Origin of the sequence: Cellulophaga sp. L1A9 (assembly GCF_009797025.1) — a bacterium.
GTDB lineage: Bacteria > Bacteroidota > Bacteroidia > Flavobacteriales > Flavobacteriaceae > Cellulophaga.
Map to the genome: position 1 here is coordinate 2,629,143 of NZ_CP047027.1, position 16,492 is coordinate 2,645,634.

The 16,492-nt window shown below is 33.4% G+C and carries 18 protein-coding genes; 10 read left to right on the plus strand and 8 right to left on the minus strand.

The window, feature by feature from the left end; genetic code table 11:
* The first annotated feature begins 13 nt into the window (after positions 1 to 13).
* The gene (locus GQR94_RS11390; RefSeq protein ID WP_158975615.1) at positions 14 to 559 is read left to right on the plus strand and encodes a hypothetical protein; all 546 of its coding nucleotides are present in this window, start codon (positions 14 to 16) and stop codon (positions 557 to 559) included.
* Here the strand turns inward: GQR94_RS11390 and clpX are convergent.
* From clpX to GQR94_RS11420, 6 genes are all read right to left on the minus strand, one after another.
* On the minus strand, positions 556 to 1,791 hold the full coding sequence (clpX, locus tag GQR94_RS11395; RefSeq protein WP_158975616.1) for an ATP-dependent Clp protease ATP-binding subunit ClpX: 1,236 nt from the start codon (positions 1,789 to 1,791) through the stop codon (positions 556 to 558). The genes GQR94_RS11390 and clpX overlap by 4 nt on opposite strands.
* 98 nt (positions 1,792 to 1,889) lie before the next feature.
* Positions 1,890 to 2,570, minus strand: coding sequence for an ATP-dependent Clp endopeptidase proteolytic subunit ClpP (gene clpP, locus GQR94_RS11400; RefSeq protein ID WP_158975617.1), 681 nt, complete (start codon positions 2,568 to 2,570; stop codon positions 1,890 to 1,892).
* 88 nt (positions 2,571 to 2,658) lie between these two features.
* Positions 2,659 to 3,981, minus strand: coding sequence for a trigger factor (tig, locus tag GQR94_RS11405; protein ID WP_158979584.1), 1,323 nt, complete (start codon positions 3,979 to 3,981; stop codon positions 2,659 to 2,661).
* Positions 3,982 to 4,082: 101 nt separating this feature from the next.
* Entirely contained in the window at positions 4,083 to 4,430 is a 348-nt protein-coding gene (locus GQR94_RS11410) for a phage holin family protein (protein WP_158975618.1), read from the minus strand.
* 120 nt (positions 4,431 to 4,550) lie between these two features.
* Positions 4,551 to 5,321, minus strand: a complete 771-nt coding sequence (locus tag GQR94_RS11415; protein WP_158975619.1) for an alpha/beta fold hydrolase — start codon at positions 5,319 to 5,321, stop codon at positions 4,551 to 4,553.
* Positions 5,321 to 6,049: a pyridoxine 5'-phosphate synthase gene (locus GQR94_RS11420; RefSeq protein WP_158975620.1), complete on the minus strand. Its 729-nt coding sequence runs from the start codon at positions 6,047 to 6,049 to the stop codon at positions 5,321 to 5,323. Before GQR94_RS11420 ends, GQR94_RS11415 begins: the two co-directional genes overlap by 1 nt.
* Positions 6,050 to 6,135: 86 nt before the next feature.
* Here GQR94_RS11420 and GQR94_RS11425 point away from each other — a divergent pair, with 86 nt between their 5' ends.
* The 8 genes from GQR94_RS11425 to murI all read left to right on the plus strand — a co-directional run bounded on the left by GQR94_RS11425 (position 6,136) and on the right by murI (position 14,324).
* Positions 6,136 to 6,792 carry a CBS domain-containing protein gene (locus GQR94_RS11425; protein WP_158975621.1) on the plus strand — a complete coding sequence of 219 codons (657 nt, stop codon included), beginning with the start codon at positions 6,136 to 6,138 and terminating at the stop codon, positions 6,790 to 6,792.
* Between the two features lie 5 nt (positions 6,793 to 6,797).
* The gene (locus GQR94_RS11430) at positions 6,798 to 7,679 is read left to right on the plus strand and encodes an NAD kinase (protein WP_158975622.1); all 882 of its coding nucleotides are present in this window, start codon (positions 6,798 to 6,800) and stop codon (positions 7,677 to 7,679) included.
* 116 nt (positions 7,680 to 7,795) lie between these two features.
* Positions 7,796 to 8,491 (plus strand): DUF6089 family protein, encoded by a 696-nt coding sequence (locus tag GQR94_RS11435; RefSeq protein WP_158975623.1) that lies wholly within the window; start codon positions 7,796 to 7,798, stop codon positions 8,489 to 8,491.
* 5 nt (positions 8,492 to 8,496) lie between these two features.
* Positions 8,497 to 9,237 carry an isoprenyl transferase gene (locus tag GQR94_RS11440; RefSeq protein WP_158975624.1) on the plus strand — a complete coding sequence of 247 codons (741 nt, stop codon included), beginning with the start codon at positions 8,497 to 8,499 and terminating at the stop codon, positions 9,235 to 9,237.
* Positions 9,209 to 11,851 (plus strand): outer membrane protein assembly factor, encoded by a 2,643-nt coding sequence (locus GQR94_RS11445; protein ID WP_158975625.1) that lies wholly within the window; start codon positions 9,209 to 9,211, stop codon positions 11,849 to 11,851. The genes GQR94_RS11440 and GQR94_RS11445 overlap by 29 nt, the downstream gene beginning before the upstream one ends.
* 193 nt (positions 11,852 to 12,044) lie before the next feature.
* The gene (locus GQR94_RS11450; RefSeq protein WP_158975626.1) at positions 12,045 to 12,836 is read left to right on the plus strand and encodes an OmpH family outer membrane protein; all 792 of its coding nucleotides are present in this window, start codon (positions 12,045 to 12,047) and stop codon (positions 12,834 to 12,836) included.
* A gap of 76 nt (positions 12,837 to 12,912) precedes the next feature.
* Entirely contained in the window at positions 12,913 to 13,422 is a 510-nt protein-coding gene (locus GQR94_RS11455) for an OmpH family outer membrane protein (RefSeq protein WP_158975627.1), read from the plus strand.
* A 122-nt stretch (positions 13,423 to 13,544) separates the two neighbouring features.
* Positions 13,545 to 14,324 carry a glutamate racemase gene (gene murI / locus GQR94_RS11460; RefSeq protein ID WP_158975628.1) on the plus strand — a complete coding sequence of 260 codons (780 nt, stop codon included), beginning with the start codon at positions 13,545 to 13,547 and terminating at the stop codon, positions 14,322 to 14,324.
* On the opposite strand, the gene GQR94_RS11465 is transcribed toward murI, so the two are convergent.
* Positions 14,313 to 14,813 (minus strand): dihydrofolate reductase, encoded by a 501-nt coding sequence (locus GQR94_RS11465; protein ID WP_158975629.1) that lies wholly within the window; start codon positions 14,811 to 14,813, stop codon positions 14,313 to 14,315. The two genes, murI and GQR94_RS11465, sit on opposite strands and share 12 nt — an antisense overlap.
* Positions 14,810 to 15,199: a 2TM domain-containing protein gene (locus GQR94_RS11470; RefSeq protein ID WP_158975630.1), complete on the minus strand. Its 390-nt coding sequence runs from the start codon at positions 15,197 to 15,199 to the stop codon at positions 14,810 to 14,812. The genes GQR94_RS11465 and GQR94_RS11470 overlap by 4 nt, the downstream gene beginning before the upstream one ends.
* A gap of 55 nt (positions 15,200 to 15,254) precedes the next feature.
* Here GQR94_RS11470 and GQR94_RS11475 point away from each other — a divergent pair, with 55 nt between their 5' ends.
* Entirely contained in the window at positions 15,255 to 16,343 is a 1,089-nt protein-coding gene (locus GQR94_RS11475; protein ID WP_158975631.1) for an aminotransferase class V-fold PLP-dependent enzyme, read from the plus strand.
* The last annotated feature ends 149 nt before the right edge of the window (positions 16,344 to 16,492 follow it).

The window sequence follows — 16,492 nt, forward strand, 5'->3', positions numbered from 1 at the left end:
ATTAACTATACATATGACGGAAAGATTAGTAATAATATCTGATATGTGGGGGACTAAAAAGGGGCAATGGATTACCTCTTATTTAGGATACCTCCAACAGCATTTTGATATCGTTTTTTACGATTGTCAAGAATTGGCAAATATTAATTTAACGGTAGAAACTCAGGAGACCTTACATAGTGAATTTGTAAATGGAGGTATTGAGACTGCAGTGGCGCACTTGGTAAAAAGAGAGAAAATTTCTAGTTATTATTTGGCTTTTAGTACAGGAGGTACTATAGTGTATAAGGCGGGTTTGAAGGGCCTACCGATAAAATCATTATATGCAATTTCACCTACTAGAGTCCGTTTAGAAAAAGAGAAGCCTATTTTTCCTTTCCAATTATTATTTGGATCAAATGATAGTTTTAAACCTTCGGATGAGTGGTTTGAAGCAATGAAGATTTCAAAGACTGAAGCCTCGGGTTTTGGACACGAGTTATATTCAGATGAAAAAATTATCAAGCAAGTCTGTTTAGAATTGCTTGATAAAGTAATTAAAAAGCAGTTTCAGGATTAAGAAACTGCTTTTAATTTTTTAATCGTATCAAACGATAGTTTTTTCTCTGCGTAAGATCTAGATACCTTTAGTTGCTTTTCATCGCTACTAGGTAATTCAAACATTGCGTCTGTAAAAATAGCTTCGCATAAAGAACGCAAACCACGTGCTCCAAGTTTGTATTCAATAGCTTTTTCTACAATATAATTCAAAGCTTCATCTGTAACGGTAAGCGTAACATCATCCATTTTAAACAATTTTTCATATTGTTTGATGATTGCGTTCTTAGGTTCCGTTAAAATGGCTCTTAGTGTTTCTGTATCCAAAGGATTCATGTGGGTTAATACCGGAAGTCTACCAATGATTTCAGGAATTAAACCAAATTCTTTTAAATCTCGAGGTATGATGTATTGTAAAATATTATTCTCATCTGGTCTGTCTTCATTTTTAGAAGCACTATACCCAATAGATTGCATATTTAAACGCTTATTGATTGCACGTTCAATACCATCAAAGGCACCACCAGCAATAAAAAGAATATTTTCAGTATTTACTTCTATAAATTTTTGATCAGGATGTTTACGGCCGCCTTTTGGTGGAACGTTAACTACAGTGCCTTCTAATAATTTAAGCAGACCTTGTTGAACACCTTCTCCAGAAACATCTCTTGTTATGGAAGGATTATCGCTTTTACGAGCAATTTTATCGATTTCATCAATAAATACGATGCCGCGTTCTGCTTTTTCTAAATTATAATCAGCTGCCTGTAAAAGTCTTGTTAAGATACTTTCAACATCTTCTCCAACATATCCAGCTTCAGTAAGAACAGTAGCATCTACGATAGCTAAAGGAACATTAAGCATTTTGGCAATGGTTTTAGCCATCAATGTTTTACCTGTACCTGTTTGGCCAACCATGATAATATTACTCTTCTGTATTTCTACTTCATCTTCTAGTGAAGAGGGTTGTAAAAGGCGCTTATAATGATTGTAAACCGCAACAGACATCACTTTTTTTGTTCGCTCTTGTCCAATAATATAAGTGTCTAAAAAGTCTTTTATTTCAAGAGGCTTTTTTAGTACTAATTCTGAAGATAAGTCTTCATTCTTAGTTTGTTTTGACTCTTCTGCAACAATGCCATGAGCTTGCTCAATACATCGATCGCAAATGTGGGCGTCTAAACCAGCAATTAAGAGGTTCGTCTCTGGTTTTTTTCGTCCACAAAAAGAGCATTCTAAACTTTCTTTTGCCATAATTTTAATACCATTAGTAAACTAAAACGCTCAAATAGGTCGTTTTAGTTTACTTTTTTTATTTTACTACCTTTTTGGTAGTTTATATTTTGTCGAAATTACTTCGTGTCTCTTACAAGGATTTCATCAATCATCCCGTAGGCCTTAGCTTCGTCAGCTTTCATCCAGTAGTCACGATCACTATCGTCACGTACTTTTTCAATGTCATGGTTAGAGTGTAAAGCGATGATTTCATATAATTCATCCTTAAGCTTTAAAATTTCTCTCGCCGTAATCTCGATATCACTAGCTTGGCCTTGCGCTCCTCCCATTGGTTGGTGTATCATAACACGAGAATGTGTTAATCCGCTGCGTTTTCCTTTTTCGCCAGCACATAAAAGTACTGCACCCATAGATGCTGCCATTCCAGTGCAAATTGTTGCTACATCAGGCTTTATGTATTGCATGGTGTCGTAAATACCTAAACCAGCATACACACTTCCTCCTGGAGAGTTAATGTATATTTGAATGTCTTTTGAAGCGTCAGCACTTTCTAAAAATAATAATTGCGCTTGAACAATATTTGCTACTTGGTCATTGATACCAGTACCTAGAAAGATGATTCTATCCATCATTAATCTTGAAAATACGTCCATTGCAATTGCATTTAATTGACGTTCCTCTATAATGTTGGGAGTCATGTTCGAAGGATACATGTTACTCATGATTTTATCGTAATACATGCTACTAATACCTTGGTCTTTTATAGCATAGTTCTTGAATTCTTTTCCGTAATCCATAGATATTTAGATATGTTTTTAAATAAAAAAAAAGGTGTTGAAAACAAATTTCCAACACCGTAAAGATACTTATTTTATCTTTCAAAAACTACCCGTAAACTTCCTTCACGAAGTTTTCGTAAGTAACTTCTTTAGTTTTAAGATTTGCTTTTTCTTTGTAAAGTGTTAATAATTTTTGACTCATTAACTGCTCTGACAAACGCTTTACTTCATCTTGGTTAGATAAAACTCTACCTGCGATGTTTTCTAACTCTTCCTCTGCAGGGTTTAATTGGCCAAATTGAGCCATCTGAGTTTTGATAAATCCTTTTGAAAATTCTTTTAATTCATCAAACTGAACTTGAAGATTGTTTTCTGTAATGATTTTACCTTCAATTAATTGGTAGCGTAAGCCTTTTTCAGATTTTTCATATTCTGCAGTAGCTTCGTCATCTGTCAAAACTTTTTCTCCAGTTACCTGAATCCATTTTTTTAAGAAATCTGCAGGCAATTCAAATTTTGTAGTATCAATGAAATTTTCAGTGATATCATTCAATAATTTTTGATCTGCTTGTTGCGTAAATTGCTGCTCAGAATCTTCTTTTATTTTTGCTTTTAATTCCTCTTCAGTCGATACAACATCTTTTCCGAAAAGTTTATCAAATAACTCTTGATCTAATTTAGCAGGCTCTCTTTCGTTAATTTCTTCAATAGTGAAGCTAACATCAACAGCAAGTTTATCTGCTTTATCAGCTTGAATTCCTAGTGCAGAAGCTAATTCTTGATCTTCACTAAATAATCCTTTAGTAGAAAGGGTGATAACATCACCAACTTTTGCGCCTACTAAGGCATCTGTAGCTTTTTTACTTTTTAAGGTACTTATTTCTAAAGTAGCTTTATTTTCAATTTCTTCTTCTTCGTTTTTGAAAATACCAACAACTTCGTCTTTCTTGCTTACTTCAGTTTTATTGGTAAGGATGCCATATTGCTTTTGAATACGTTCAACTTGTTCGTTGATCATTTTATCATCAGCAACAATTTTGTATTGTGTAATTGCTTTTTTAGATTTTAAATCTACTTCAAAACTAGGTGCTAATCCTAATTCGAATTCAAAATCAAAATCCTCAGCATCCCAATTGAAATTATCACGTTGTTTTGGTAAAGGATTGCCAAGAACATCTAATTTTTCCTCAGTAAGGTACTTATTAAGATTGTCTTGTATTAATTTATTTACCTCTTCAACTAATACGGCTTTACCGTATTGTTTCTTGATAAGACCCATTGGTACTTGTCCCTTTCTGAATCCAGGAATATCTGCTTTTTTCCTGTAGTCTTTAAGGATAGTTTCTACCTTGTCTTGGTAATCATCTTTTGTAACGGCAACCTTTACAACAGCGTTTAATTCGTTAATCTGTTCTTTAGTGATATTCATCTCTATATCTAATTTTGCTTCAATAAAATGGGCTGCAAAAGTACTACATTTTGCTAATTTTGACAAATTTTTAAACAGCTGAATTTCAAAAGTATAACTTCTTATTGTTTGTCATCATTCAATAAGGAGAAAAATATAGATTGTAAAAAGGATAAACAAAGACTAAATAGGATGGCCCATAGCACACCGTCAACTCTAAAACCGTCAATTAAATTACTGGCTAAAAGGATGATAATCGCATTGATAATTAGCAAAAATAAGCCTAGTGTTAAAATAGTAACGGGTAGCGTTAAGATTACTAAAATTGGTTTTACAATGAAGTTGAGTAAGCTTAGTACTATAGCTACAATAATTGCCGTGTAATAATTGTCTACAGTTACATGAGGTAATAGATAAGATAAGATGATTACAGCTATGGCGCTTAGTAATATTCGGAGTATAAATTTCATAGTAGTTAGATTTATATATTAAAAAAGATGCTTGTTTATAAGTAGTTTAAAGTTAGGAATATAAATTGATAGAATTTTAAATTAAAAATTAAAATGCCTTTAAGAGGGAACCATGTTTTTTTAAGTAGTCATGAAAGCAAATGAGATGTCATAAAATTGCTTCGGATTTTCGGCATGTAGCCAATGCCCTGCATTTTCAATATCTTTTATTTGTGCTTCAGGAAAGTGTCTTTTTATTTCAGGGTAATCTTCTAGAGCAATGTATTCTGATTTGTCTCCGCGTAAAAATAAAGTAGGACCTGAGTAACTTGCGGTATTGTTTATGTTTTCTCCTACTTCTTCCATTTTTTCACTTAGCACTTTCAAATTAAATCTAAAATCTAATTTTCCTTTCTCTCTCCAATATAGATTCTTTAATAAAAATTGACGTGTTCCGAAATCACGGATTTGTTTTTTTAAAGCTGTGTCTGCATCGGTTCTAGAGGTTAGCGCATCTAATTGTATTGAATTTAATGCGTTAATGATGCTTTGATGGTGCGGCGGGTAATATTTTGGGGCGATATCTGCTACAATTAATTTTTCAACTCTTTCTGGATAGGTGCATGCAAAAAGCATTGCTGTTTTTCCACCCATAGAATGCCCTAAGATGATTGCTTTGTCAAGTTGATGGTGATTCATGTATAGCTTTAAATCTTCTGCTAATACATCATAATTGAAAGCATCACTTTGAAAACTTTTGCCGTGATTTCTTTGATCTAGAAGATGTACTTCAAATCCGTTTTCCGAATATTGATTACCTAAGGTTTTCCAGTTGTCAGACATGCCTAAAAAACCATGGAGAATAATTAAAGGCTTTCCGCTACCTAGTATTTGAGAGTGTAAAATTTGCATTATTTCAATTTGTGTAAGTACATGTTAACGACATTGTCTAGTCCAAAATATAGCGCTTCGCATATTAAAGCATGGCCAATGGAAACTTCTAGTAAGTTGGGAACATTTTCTTTAAAATAAAGTATGTTGTCTAGACTTAAATCGTGACCAGCATTTATTCCAAGCCCTACAGAAGTAGCTATTTTTGCTGCTTTTGTAAAGGGGCTTACGGCTGCTGCTTTTTCTTCCGTATTTTTTGCCAAACCGTAATCGTGAGCATAACTTTCAGTGTACAATTCAATACGGTCTGCGCCCGTTTTGGCAGCATTTTCTATGATAGTAGTATCGGGATCAACAAATATTGAAGTCCTGATTCCTTTTTCTTTGAATGTTTGTATAACGTCTTTTAAAAAATCTTGGTGTTTTATAGTGTTCCAGCCGGCATTAGACGTAATGGCATCTTCTGCGTCAGGGACAAGCGTAACCTGTGTTGGTTTAAGGTCTAAAACTAAATCTATAAATTTCTGGTTAGGATTGCCTTCTACATTGTATTCTGTTGTTACAATACGCTTTAGTTCACGTGCATCTGCATACCTAATATGGCGCTCATCTGGCCTTGGATGTATGGTAATGCCTTGAGCTCCGAACGCTTCAATGTCTTTAGCTACACTTAATAAATTAGGTACATTGCCTCCTCTGGCATTCCTTAGCGTTGCAATTTTATTTATATTAACACTTAACTTTGTCATTATTTCGTTTTTCTTAAAAACAAAAATACAAATAAGGCATGCTTTTTGCCATATATAATTAGTAATTTGCAGTAATAATAAGGAATATGAATATACAATCGCATATAATAACTACGCTCCCTGTCTTTAAGTTGGATGGTGCTATGAAAGATGTTGTAAAGTTTTTTAAAGACACCACACATTCTCATGTCGCTGTCGTAGATAATGAAAAGTTTCAAGGAGTTATAGCAGAAAATGATATGGCGGTTTTTGATGTTTCGAATAAAGTTGAATCATATCGATATAGTCTTGAATCTGTTTTTGTTACTAAAGAAACTTCTTGGTTAGATGTTTTAGAGTCCTTTGCTAGAAACGAAGCGAATATATTACCTGTTTTAGATGAAAACTCGCAAGTGATAGGTTATTATTTATTGACAGATATTGTTACTGTTTTTATTGATACTCCATTTTTTACGGAGCCTGGTGGAATTCTTGTAGTAGCTAAAGGGGTGAAGGATTATTCGTTTAGTGAAATTGCTCAAATAGTAGAAAGTAATAATGCTAAACTAATTGGGGGGTTCATTACAGATTCTAGAAATGATGTAATTCAGGTAACTTTAAAAATTGGGGCTTCTAATTTGAATGAAATTATACAAACGTTTAGAAGGTATAATTACACCATTTTATTTGGTAATAATGACGATCAATTTTTAGAAGATTTGAAAGAAAGATCTGATTATTTAAATAAATATTTAAACGTTTAGTACTTATGAAAGTTGCCATTTATGGACAAACCTATTCTGACAACGCACTTGAATATGTTGTTGAATTATTAGAGGAGTTAAATACTATTCCTGCTCAAGTTTATTTTGAAGAAGAGTTTTATCACTTGTTGAAAAATTTTAGAACTGTAGCTGATTTTAAAGTCTTCACGGCAGAAAGTGGATTGGATGATTCATTTGACATGTTTGTCAGCTTTGGGGGAGACGGGACAATATTGCGTGCAATTACTTATGTTCGCGATTTAAATATTCCTATTGTAGGTGTAAATACAGGGAGGTTGGGGTTTTTGTCAACCTTTAAAAAAGAAGATGTTCGTAAAGTTGTTAGGGAGTTTATTTCTGGAGATTATACTATTGTAGAGCGGAGTTTAGTGGAGGTGCATACAGAGCCTCAATTACCAGAATTTGAAAATTTAAACTTTGCATTAAATGAAGTTACCGTGAGTAGAAAGGATACTACTTCTATGATAACGGTAGAAACGCATTTAAATAATGAGTATTTAACCTCGTATTGGGCAGATGGACTTATCATTGCTACGCCAACGGGGTCTACGGGATATTCTTTAAGCTGCGGAGGTCCAGTCATAGCGCCATCTGTGAAATCATTGATTTTAACGCCAATAGCGCCACATAATTTAAACGCAAGGCCTTTGGTGATCTCAGATGATACAGAGATTAGACTTAAAGTGTCCGGGAGAGAAGAAAATCATTTGGTCTCATTAGATTCTCGGATTGCTACCGTGGAAAATGGTAGAGAAATAATTATCAAGAAATCTGCAATTACGGTTAAAATGATAGAATATACTTCTGAAAGCTTTTTGAAAACACTTCGCAATAAATTATTGTGGGGTGAGGATAAGCGTAATTGATTGGTTTTGAAACAATAAATATTGCGAAATGTTGTTTATCACTTAGAGAACATCAATCTAATAATTTCAGTTTTATAAACTGTTGAAATTGTTATATTTGCAAACTTTTAAAATACATGAGGACATTTTTGGTGCTAATAATTGTCTTTTCTTTTTTTGAAATGAAAGGACAAACGTTCGAGGTTGGAGTAATGGCTGGTGGATTAAATAATATAGGAGATGTAGGACGTACAAATTATATATTACCCTCTGGTCCAGCATTTGGAGGTATTTTTAAATGGAATAAGAGTAAACGGTATGCCTGGCGTGCAAGTATCTTGTATGGCGAGTTTACTGCAGACGACACAAAATCTGATATGACCTCTAGGCAACAAAGAGGTTATGTGGTAGATAATAGTATATTGGAGTTTTCGGCGGGTTTAGAACTTAATTTTGTGGAGTATAACTTGCATAGATTAGGGCCAGCATTTACTCCTTATTTATATACAGGGATAACGTATTTTAGATATGATTACAATTATATAGATGCGAATCAGGTGATAAATTACGATGATCAAAGGGATGGAGCTTTTGCGATTCCTATGACCATTGGATTTAAATATAGAATTAGCCAGGTTCTTATCTTAGGAGGAGAAATAGGAGCAAGATATACTTTTACGGATAACTTAGATTTTAGTAATCCTGAAGATGAAAATCTTGAATCCTTAGATGTGGAATTTGGAAATATTTTTAGTAACGATTGGTACGTTTTCTCAGGGTTAACATTAACGTATACCTTTAAGAGAAAACCTTGCTCCGATTGTTTTGATTAATAGATATGAACACTATAGAGAATATTGATAAAACAAAAGTGCCGGATCACCTTGCTATCATAATGGATGGTAACGGAAGATGGGCTAAACAACACGGTAAAATGAGGGTGTTTGGTCATGAGAATGGCGTAAAAACCGTGCGTGATGTTGTTGAATCTTGTGTTAAAATAAAAATTCCTTACCTAACACTCTATACTTTTTCTACAGAAAATTGGAAAAGACCAAAATTTGAAATAGATACTTTAATGAGACTTCTTGTCTCATCACTACGAAAAGAGTTGCCAAGCTTTATGGAAAATGGTATTAAGCTAAATACCATAGGAAACATAGCTTCTTTGCCTAAAAGAGCGCACAAAGAATTGTTAGATGTAATACAGAAAACTAGCAATAATACAGGTATGACTTTGACTTTGGCACTTAGTTATGGTGCTAGGGAAGAGCTTAGAAATGCGATCCAAGAGATAAGTATCAAAGTTAAAAATAATATAATTTCCTCAGAAAACATTGACGATACCATTATTAATACCCATCTTTACACGCATGATTTACCTGATGTAGACCTGCTTATACGTACAAGTGGAGAACATAGGATTAGTAATTTTTTACTTTGGCAAATTGCATATGCTGAACTATATTTTACCAATGTCTTATGGCCCGATTTTACAGAGCAACATTTGGTGGAAGCAATTTTAAATTACCAAAATAGAGAACGAAGATTTGGAAAAACTAGCGAACAACTTATCTAGAGGTGTAAAAAAAATCACCTCTCCCCAATTAGCACTTACTTTTATTTTATTACTATCCACACTAATTTCTACCGCCCAAGATGATTCATCTTACGAGGAAGGTAAAAAGTACATTTTAGGTGGTTTAGAAGTAACGGGGCTTCAAAGTTACAATGAGCAAACGGTAAAAACCTATACCGGTTTAAGAGACGGGCAACCAATTACGGTTCCTGGTGAAGAAATTAGTGCCATAATTAATAAGTTGTGGAACTTAGAGCTTTTTAGTGATATAAGCTTTTATATTACAAAAATAGAAGGGGAGAGTATTTTTTTAGAATTAAGTATTCTAGAGCGACCAACACTTTCTAATGTAACAGTATATGGTGTAAAAAAAGGTAAGGTAGATGATATTTTAAAAGACACCGACCTTAAGAAAGGTAAGAAAATTACTGAAAACCTGATCTCTAATACAAAAAATTACCTTCAGAATAAATACAAAAAGAAAGGGTTTTTAAATACCAAGGTTACTATTGCTACAGCGGTTGATACTTCTGAAGCCAATGCACAAAGCATGGTAATTAATATTAAGAAAGGAACCAAAGTAAAAATCAGCAATATTAATTTCGAAGGAAACGAGAAGTTATCTGATAAGAGACTTAAGAAAGCTCTAAAAAAGACTAAAGAAAAATCACTTAAAAATATTTTAACACTTAAAAGGTCTAAATATATTCCTGAGGAGTATGATGCTGATTTGGTGAAATTAGTAGAAACCTACGCGGAAAAAGGGTATAGAGATGCACGTATTATTTCAGATTCTATTTCTAAAAACGGGGAGGATCTTATTGATATTACCATTAAGGTAGAAGAAGGTGATAAATATTATTTCGGAGAAATTAATTTCGTTGGTAATACCGTGTATACTGATAGACAATTAAGTACTGTTTTAGGAATTAGAAAAGGCGATACTTATAATGGGGTATTGCTTAAGGAGAGAATTGCAGATAATACAAAGCCAGATCCAAATGATATAACGAGCTTATATCAAAACAATGGTTATATGTTTTCTAGTATTAATCCTGTAGAAATGTCTGCAGCAAATGATACTATTAATTTTGAAATCAGAATTATAGAAGGTAAGGAAACATTCCTTAACCATGTTACTATAGATGGTAACGATAAAACAAATGATCATGTAGTGTATCGTGAATTACGTACAAGACCAGGTCAGAAATACAATAAAGCAGATATTATTAGAAGTATCCGTGAGCTTGGTGCTTTAGGATATTTTGATGCTGAGAATGTAAAGCCAGATGTTTTAAATCCGGATCCTAATTCAGGAACTGTAGATTTAAATTATAGTTTGGTAGAGTCTGGTTCAAGTCAGATAGAACTACAAGGTGGTTATGGTGGTGGTGGTTTCATCGGTACTTTAGGATTGTCTTTTAGTAACTTCTCTATTAAAAATTTATTTAATGGCGAATCTTATAAGCCAGTTCCTATGGGAGATGGTCAAACCTTTGCTTTGCGTTTACAAGCAAGTCAGACGTATAGAGTGTATAGCTTAAACTTTTCGGAGCCTTGGTTGGGAGGAAGAAAACCAGTAGGTTTTAATATGTCTTTATCAAGAACACAACAGTTTGCGGCTGCTTATAATAGTAGTGGTAGTTATGATGTGGATAAAGATCAACAATTCTCCATTACAGGTATTACTTTAGGGATTGCAAAACGTGTGCAATGGCCAGATGATTTCTTTACGATATCTCATTCTGTAGGATATCAATTATATAATTTTCAAGATTATAATTTAGGCCTATTTAATTTTGGAAATGGGAAAGTAAATTCTCTGGCGTATACCTTGGGGATCTCTAGAAGATCGGCAGGTACAAATCCAATTTTTCCAACATCAGGATCTAACTTTGAGATTAAAGCAAAATTTACGCCGCCATGGTCTTTGCTTAATGGAACAGATTATGATCAATTAAATGAAGATGAAATTGCAGCTTATGAAAATTCTGATGCTGATGAAATTGAAAGAATAGAACGTGAACGTTTTAAGTGGCTAGAGTTTTATAAAGTTAACTTTAAAGGAGATTGGTATACTACCTTAATTGGTAATGTGAGTAATAAATCTTTAGTGTTGCGTACCAATGCTGAGTTTGGTTTCTTGGGTAATTATAACAGTAGTGTTGGTGATGTGCCTTTTGAACGTTTCTATGTTGGTGGAGATGGTATGGGGAACTTTACCTTAGATGGTCGTGAAAATATTGCGCTGAGAGGGTATGAGAATCAATCGATAACTCCTTATGTTACGAATGAACTTACCGGAAGTACTGAGCAAGGTGGGGGTGTGATTTACAATAAATTTTCTATGGAATTACGTTATCCTTTAACACTTAAGCCATCTGCTTCAATCTATGGTCTTGTATTTGCTGAAGGGGGAAATGCTTTCTCTAGCTTTAAAGAATTTAATCCTTTTGAGATAAAAAGATCTGTAGGTGCTGGGTTGCGTATATTTATGCCTGCCTTTGGTTTATTAGGTATTGACTTTGGATATGGCTTTGATAGCGATTTAAATCCAGGTTCAGTAGGACCAAGCGGTTGGCAGACACATTTTATTATTGGTCAGCAGTTTTAAATAAAAAATATAAAAACACGTATTACCTTCATCCTAATTAATAATTCTATTAATTTTGATAGTAATACGTGTTTTTTTTGTTATTGGTGAGATAAAAACTGTTTTTTGCAGTTAAATTGTATAATCTTATAGCTTTCTTAAATAATTTAATTATTTTGGCACGATATTTTCTATTATAGTAAATGTAAACGAAATGAAAACAAAAGTTCTTTTAGTTATTAGTGCAATTCTTCTGTCTGTAAATGGCTTCTCACAAACTCGTGGTGTGAGAATAGCGTATATAGATATGGAGTACATTTTAGAAAACGTTGAAGAGTATAGAGAAGCAAACGAGCAGCTCGATAATAAAGTTCAGAAATGGAAGCTTGAAATTGAACAAGAGAAAAGTGCTGTAGATCAAATGAAAAAGGATCTGATGGCTGAAAAAGTTTTATTGACCGCTGAGCTTATCGAAGAGCGCGAAGAAGAAATTAATATCCTTGAAAAGGAAATGTTCGATTATCAGCAAGATAGATTTGGACCAGGGGGCGATTTATTTTTATCAAAACAAAGATTAATACAGCCAATACAAGATCAGGTTTTTACTGAAGTACAGAAAATTGGTCAGAGCAAGAATTACGATATGATTTTTGATAAATCTGCTGATGTAGTGATGTTGTATGCTGAGAAGAGATTAGATATTAGTGATTTGGTTTTAAAAGCTATTTCAAGAACACGTAAAGTTAGTGCAGCAAGAGAGAAAATTAATAAGCGTGATTTAGAGCCAGTGGAAAGAGAAATGACTGATGCTTTAAAAGAAAGAAAAGAACAAGCGGAAGATGCTCAGGAAACTAGAGAGAAATTAGCAGATGATAAGCGTGCAGAGCAGTTAAAGTTACGTGAGGATCGCAAAAAAGCGTATGAGGCTAGGCGTAAGAAATTACTAGAAGATCGTGAGGCTAAGAAAAAAGCAGCTCAAGAAGAAGAGGAAAAAGAAAATAATTAAATAATTTTAAATTCAAAAAGCTCCCAAGCGGGAATAAACCATTAATTTAACACTCAAAATAAGTAATTTGAAAATCATGAAACATTTAAAAGGAATAGTAGTAGCAGTAGTCTTATTTGTAGCAGCTACAAGTTTTGTTAACGCACAAAATAAAATGGCTCATATTAACGTAACAGAACTAATGTCTGCAATGCCAGAGATGAAAGCTGCCGAAGCTGAGCTTAAGAAATTAGAGCAAACGTATGGTGCAGATATTCAAAGTTCAATGACTTCTCTTCAAGGGAAATTTAAGCAGTACGAAAGTGAAGCGCCAAGTAAGTCAGATGAAGAAAATCAAAAAAGAACTTTAGAGTTACAAGAAGCTCAAAAAAATATTCAAAGCGCTCAGCAAAAAGCAAGTCAGGAATTACAAACTAAGCAAGTTGCTTTGTTAGGTCCTATTTCAGATAAAGCTAAAGCGGCTATCGAAAAAGTAGCAGCAGCTCAAGGTGTAAACTATGTATTAGATTCTTCTCAAGGGAGCGGTGTTATCGTTGCTAAAGGAACAGATTTATTACCATTAGTAAAAAAGGAATTAGGTTTCTAATACAAGAACTTAAACTATTTAAAAGCCCACTTTATGTGGGCTTTTTTTATTTACAGTAGTACTTGTTTTCTTTGATTGTGTTTTTAATGTAACTTTAAACTATAATTATTTTTGTTAATCTTATGAGTTTACAGCCTATAGGTATTTTTGATTCTGGTGTGGGTGGCACTTCTATTTGGAAAGAAATACACAAATTATTACCTCATGAGGAAACTATTTACTTAGCGGACAGTAAAAATGCGCCTTACGGAGAAAAATCTGCGGAAGAAATTTTAAGACTAAGCATTAAGAATACAGAGTTTCTTTTAAATCGAGGCTGTAAGATAATAGTTGTCGCGTGTAATACCGCCACAACCAATGCGATAGCCTACCTTAGAGAGACTTATGATGTTCCTTTTATAGGTATAGAACCTGCGATTAAACCTGCGGCATTGAACTCTAAATCAAAAACGATAGGAGTGCTCGCAACAAAGGGGACTTTGACCAGTGCACTTTTTAATACGACCTCCAAAAATTATTCTGAAGGGATAACGCTTCTCGATCAAGATGGGGAGGGCTTAGTGCCTTTAATTGAGGCAGGTAAAGTTGATAGTATAGAAGTTAAGGCGCTTTTGATGAAATACCTGACTCCTATGATAGAAAAAGGGATAGATTATTTGGTTTTAGGATGTACACATTATCCTTATTTAATTCCCGTAATTCAAGATATAGTGTCAGATAAAGTTACGATAATTGATTCAGGAGAGGCCGTAGCAAAGCAAACTAAAAGTATCCTAGAAAAATTTAATTTATCTGCAAATAATCAGCGACCAAAACACAAGTTTTATAGCAATAAAAGTTCGGAAGAGTTAAAACACTTTTTAATGGATTATGAGGTGTCTGTAGATTTTTTAAATTTTTAATTGATACGTCATATAAGTAAAATCATAATCGTGCTTTTCATCTTTCGGATGGTAAGTTTCTTTGATTAATTTCCATCTATTTTTATCAAAATCAGGAAAAAAAGCATCGGCTTCAAAATTTGCGTGCACTCTTGTAAGTTCTATGTGAGTTGCTTTTTCTAAACCTAAAGCATATATTTCACCACCGCCAATAATAAATACATCATCATGAAGTAATGTGCCAGCACTCAATGCGTCTTCTAGGGAATGTACCACGATGCAATTTTCAAAGTCGGTCGTATAGTTTTTGTCTCTGGTGATGATGATGTGTGTTCTGTTTGGTAATGGTTTAGGAAAGCTTTCGAAGGTTTTTCGCCCCATGAGTATCGGATGGCCAGTCGTAAGCAATTTAAATCGCTTAAAATCATCAGGAAGGTGCCAAAGCAAGTCATTATCCTTTCCTAAGGCATTGTTTTCAGCTGCAGCTGCTATTAGAGTAACTGTTTTCAATCTTCTTTTTTTTTATTTATTTGAGAAATAGGAAATTCAGTCTCTATTTCTTTTTGAAGTTCTGCAATTCGCAATTTTTGTTTTTTAACTAACTTCTCTCTTTGACTACGTTCCCAATCTAAACCCATAAATTTTTGGGTAACAAATACATTTATAAGATGCATTACAAATAAAAATGCCCAGAACAGTATTGCCCAAATAAACCAGTCATACGCTTCGCCGTATTTAAGTATTTTATTAATGAGCACCAAAAAGACACTCCCAACTAAAAAAATGATAAAATGTGCGTAAAGACGTTTCTTTTGCTTGATACGTACTTGAGCATGTTCTAATAGCTCATGCTGCTCTAAATTTATATCCGTTTCTTTTTTTGCTTTTGAAAACATCTCAATTAGTATCTTTACTCACAAAGATAGTATAATCCTATTTTAACATATCATCATGCAAAAGATAATTAAAGAGTTTCCAATTTTAGATCAATCCATTTATGCGAATACAGCCGCATACGGTATCATGTATGATGGCTTATTAGATTGGCGTCAAGAACACGATTTAGATTATTTGATTGTGGGTAGCGACTTTAAACTTAAGGCAGCTAAATTATTAAAGGGCGTAAGAGAAACTGTAGGTTCTTTTTTTAACTGTTCTACGGATAATGTGGCTTTAGTCCAGAATTTTTCACTGGGGATTAATATGTTATTAGAGGGCTTAGATGCAAAGCATAAGGTACTATTGTTAGATGATGACTATCCATCGCTTAAATGGCCATTTGTGAGCCGTGGGTTTGATGTTAATTATGTGTCTATACAACAAGATAATCTAGAGGACGAAATACTTAAAGAAATTAAAACAAAAAAAATCACGGTTTTAGCACTTAGTATTGTGCAGTGGTTAAATGGAATTAAAATTGATTTAGATTTTTTAAAAAAATTAAAGGTGGAGTTTCCTGAATTAATAATTATTGCAGATGGTACGCAATACTGTGGTACGGAAGATTTTGATTTTGAAAATTCTGCCATAGATGTTTTGGGAGCCAGTGGCTATAAATGGTTATTGGCAGGAAGTGGTAATGGATTTATGCTTTTTAAGGAGGATGTTAAAAATCATTTTAATTTAAAGAGTGCTGGCTTTAATTCTGCGGACGGTATGGTTGATGGATTTGAGAGCATAAAATTTATTAAACATTTTGAACCAGGACATTTAGATACATTGAGTTTTGGAAGTTTAAAATGTTCTCTTGATTTCCTAAAAGATGTAGGAATGGATTCTATTGGCGATACTAATAAAGCGTTGGGTGAATTGGCATTTAGAGAGTTTTCTAAATTAAATTTATTAGAAGATGTTGTTTTAAAAAGAAAAAAGCATAGTACTATTTTTAATATTAGGGGAGATCAGAAAATGTTCGATGCTTTACGCAATAATGACATTATATGTTCGCAACGAGGAGATGGCATAAGACTTAGTTTTCATTTCTTTAATACCACCAAAAATGTTGCTAAAGTTATAAATGTCATAAAAAAAATGAGCTAAAGACTTCGTATATACAAAAAAATCTTATATTTAATTGAGAATTCTAATTTTTTGTAAATGTAAATTTACCAATTTGACAAATCGATGTTAACTAGTTGTTTATCAATTATATATTGATTTGCTTTGTAATGAATTTAAACGATAACGCT

What these genes read in the sequence shown, in the direction of transcription:
- GQR94_RS11410 (WP_158975618.1), bottom strand. Translation starts at nt 4,430, where the DNA reads ATGAAATTTATACTCCGAATATTACTAAGCGCCATAGCTGTAATCATC.
- GQR94_RS11425 (WP_158975621.1), top strand. Translation starts at nt 6,136, where the DNA reads ATGAATATACAATCGCATATAATAACTACGCTCCCTGTCTTTAAGTTG.
- tig (WP_158979584.1), bottom strand. Translation starts at nt 3,981, where the DNA reads ATGAATATCACTAAAGAACAGATTAACGAATTAAACGCTGTTGTAAAG.
- GQR94_RS11430 (WP_158975622.1), top strand. Translation starts at nt 6,798, where the DNA reads ATGAAAGTTGCCATTTATGGACAAACCTATTCTGACAACGCACTTGAA.
- GQR94_RS11475 (WP_158975631.1), top strand. Translation starts at nt 15,255, where the DNA reads ATGCAAAAGATAATTAAAGAGTTTCCAATTTTAGATCAATCCATTTAT.
- GQR94_RS11470 (WP_158975630.1), bottom strand. Translation starts at nt 15,199, where the DNA reads ATGTTTTCAAAAGCAAAAAAAGAAACGGATATAAATTTAGAGCAGCAT.
- GQR94_RS11450 (WP_158975626.1), top strand. Translation starts at nt 12,045, where the DNA reads ATGAAAACAAAAGTTCTTTTAGTTATTAGTGCAATTCTTCTGTCTGTA.
- clpP (WP_158975617.1), bottom strand. Translation starts at nt 2,570, where the DNA reads ATGGATTACGGAAAAGAATTCAAGAACTATGCTATAAAAGACCAAGGT.
- GQR94_RS11435 (WP_158975623.1), top strand. Translation starts at nt 7,796, where the DNA reads ATGAGGACATTTTTGGTGCTAATAATTGTCTTTTCTTTTTTTGAAATG.
- GQR94_RS11455 (WP_158975627.1), top strand. Translation starts at nt 12,913, where the DNA reads ATGAAACATTTAAAAGGAATAGTAGTAGCAGTAGTCTTATTTGTAGCA.
- GQR94_RS11420 (WP_158975620.1), bottom strand. Translation starts at nt 6,049, where the DNA reads ATGACAAAGTTAAGTGTTAATATAAATAAAATTGCAACGCTAAGGAAT.
- murI (WP_158975628.1), top strand. Translation starts at nt 13,545, where the DNA reads ATGAGTTTACAGCCTATAGGTATTTTTGATTCTGGTGTGGGTGGCACT.
- GQR94_RS11390 (WP_158975615.1), top strand. Translation starts at nt 14, where the DNA reads ATGACGGAAAGATTAGTAATAATATCTGATATGTGGGGGACTAAAAAG.
- clpX (WP_158975616.1), bottom strand. Translation starts at nt 1,791, where the DNA reads ATGGCAAAAGAAAGTTTAGAATGCTCTTTTTGTGGACGAAAAAAACCA.
- GQR94_RS11440 (WP_158975624.1), top strand. Translation starts at nt 8,497, where the DNA reads ATGAACACTATAGAGAATATTGATAAAACAAAAGTGCCGGATCACCTT.
- GQR94_RS11415 (WP_158975619.1), bottom strand. Translation starts at nt 5,321, where the DNA reads ATGCAAATTTTACACTCTCAAATACTAGGTAGCGGAAAGCCTTTAATT.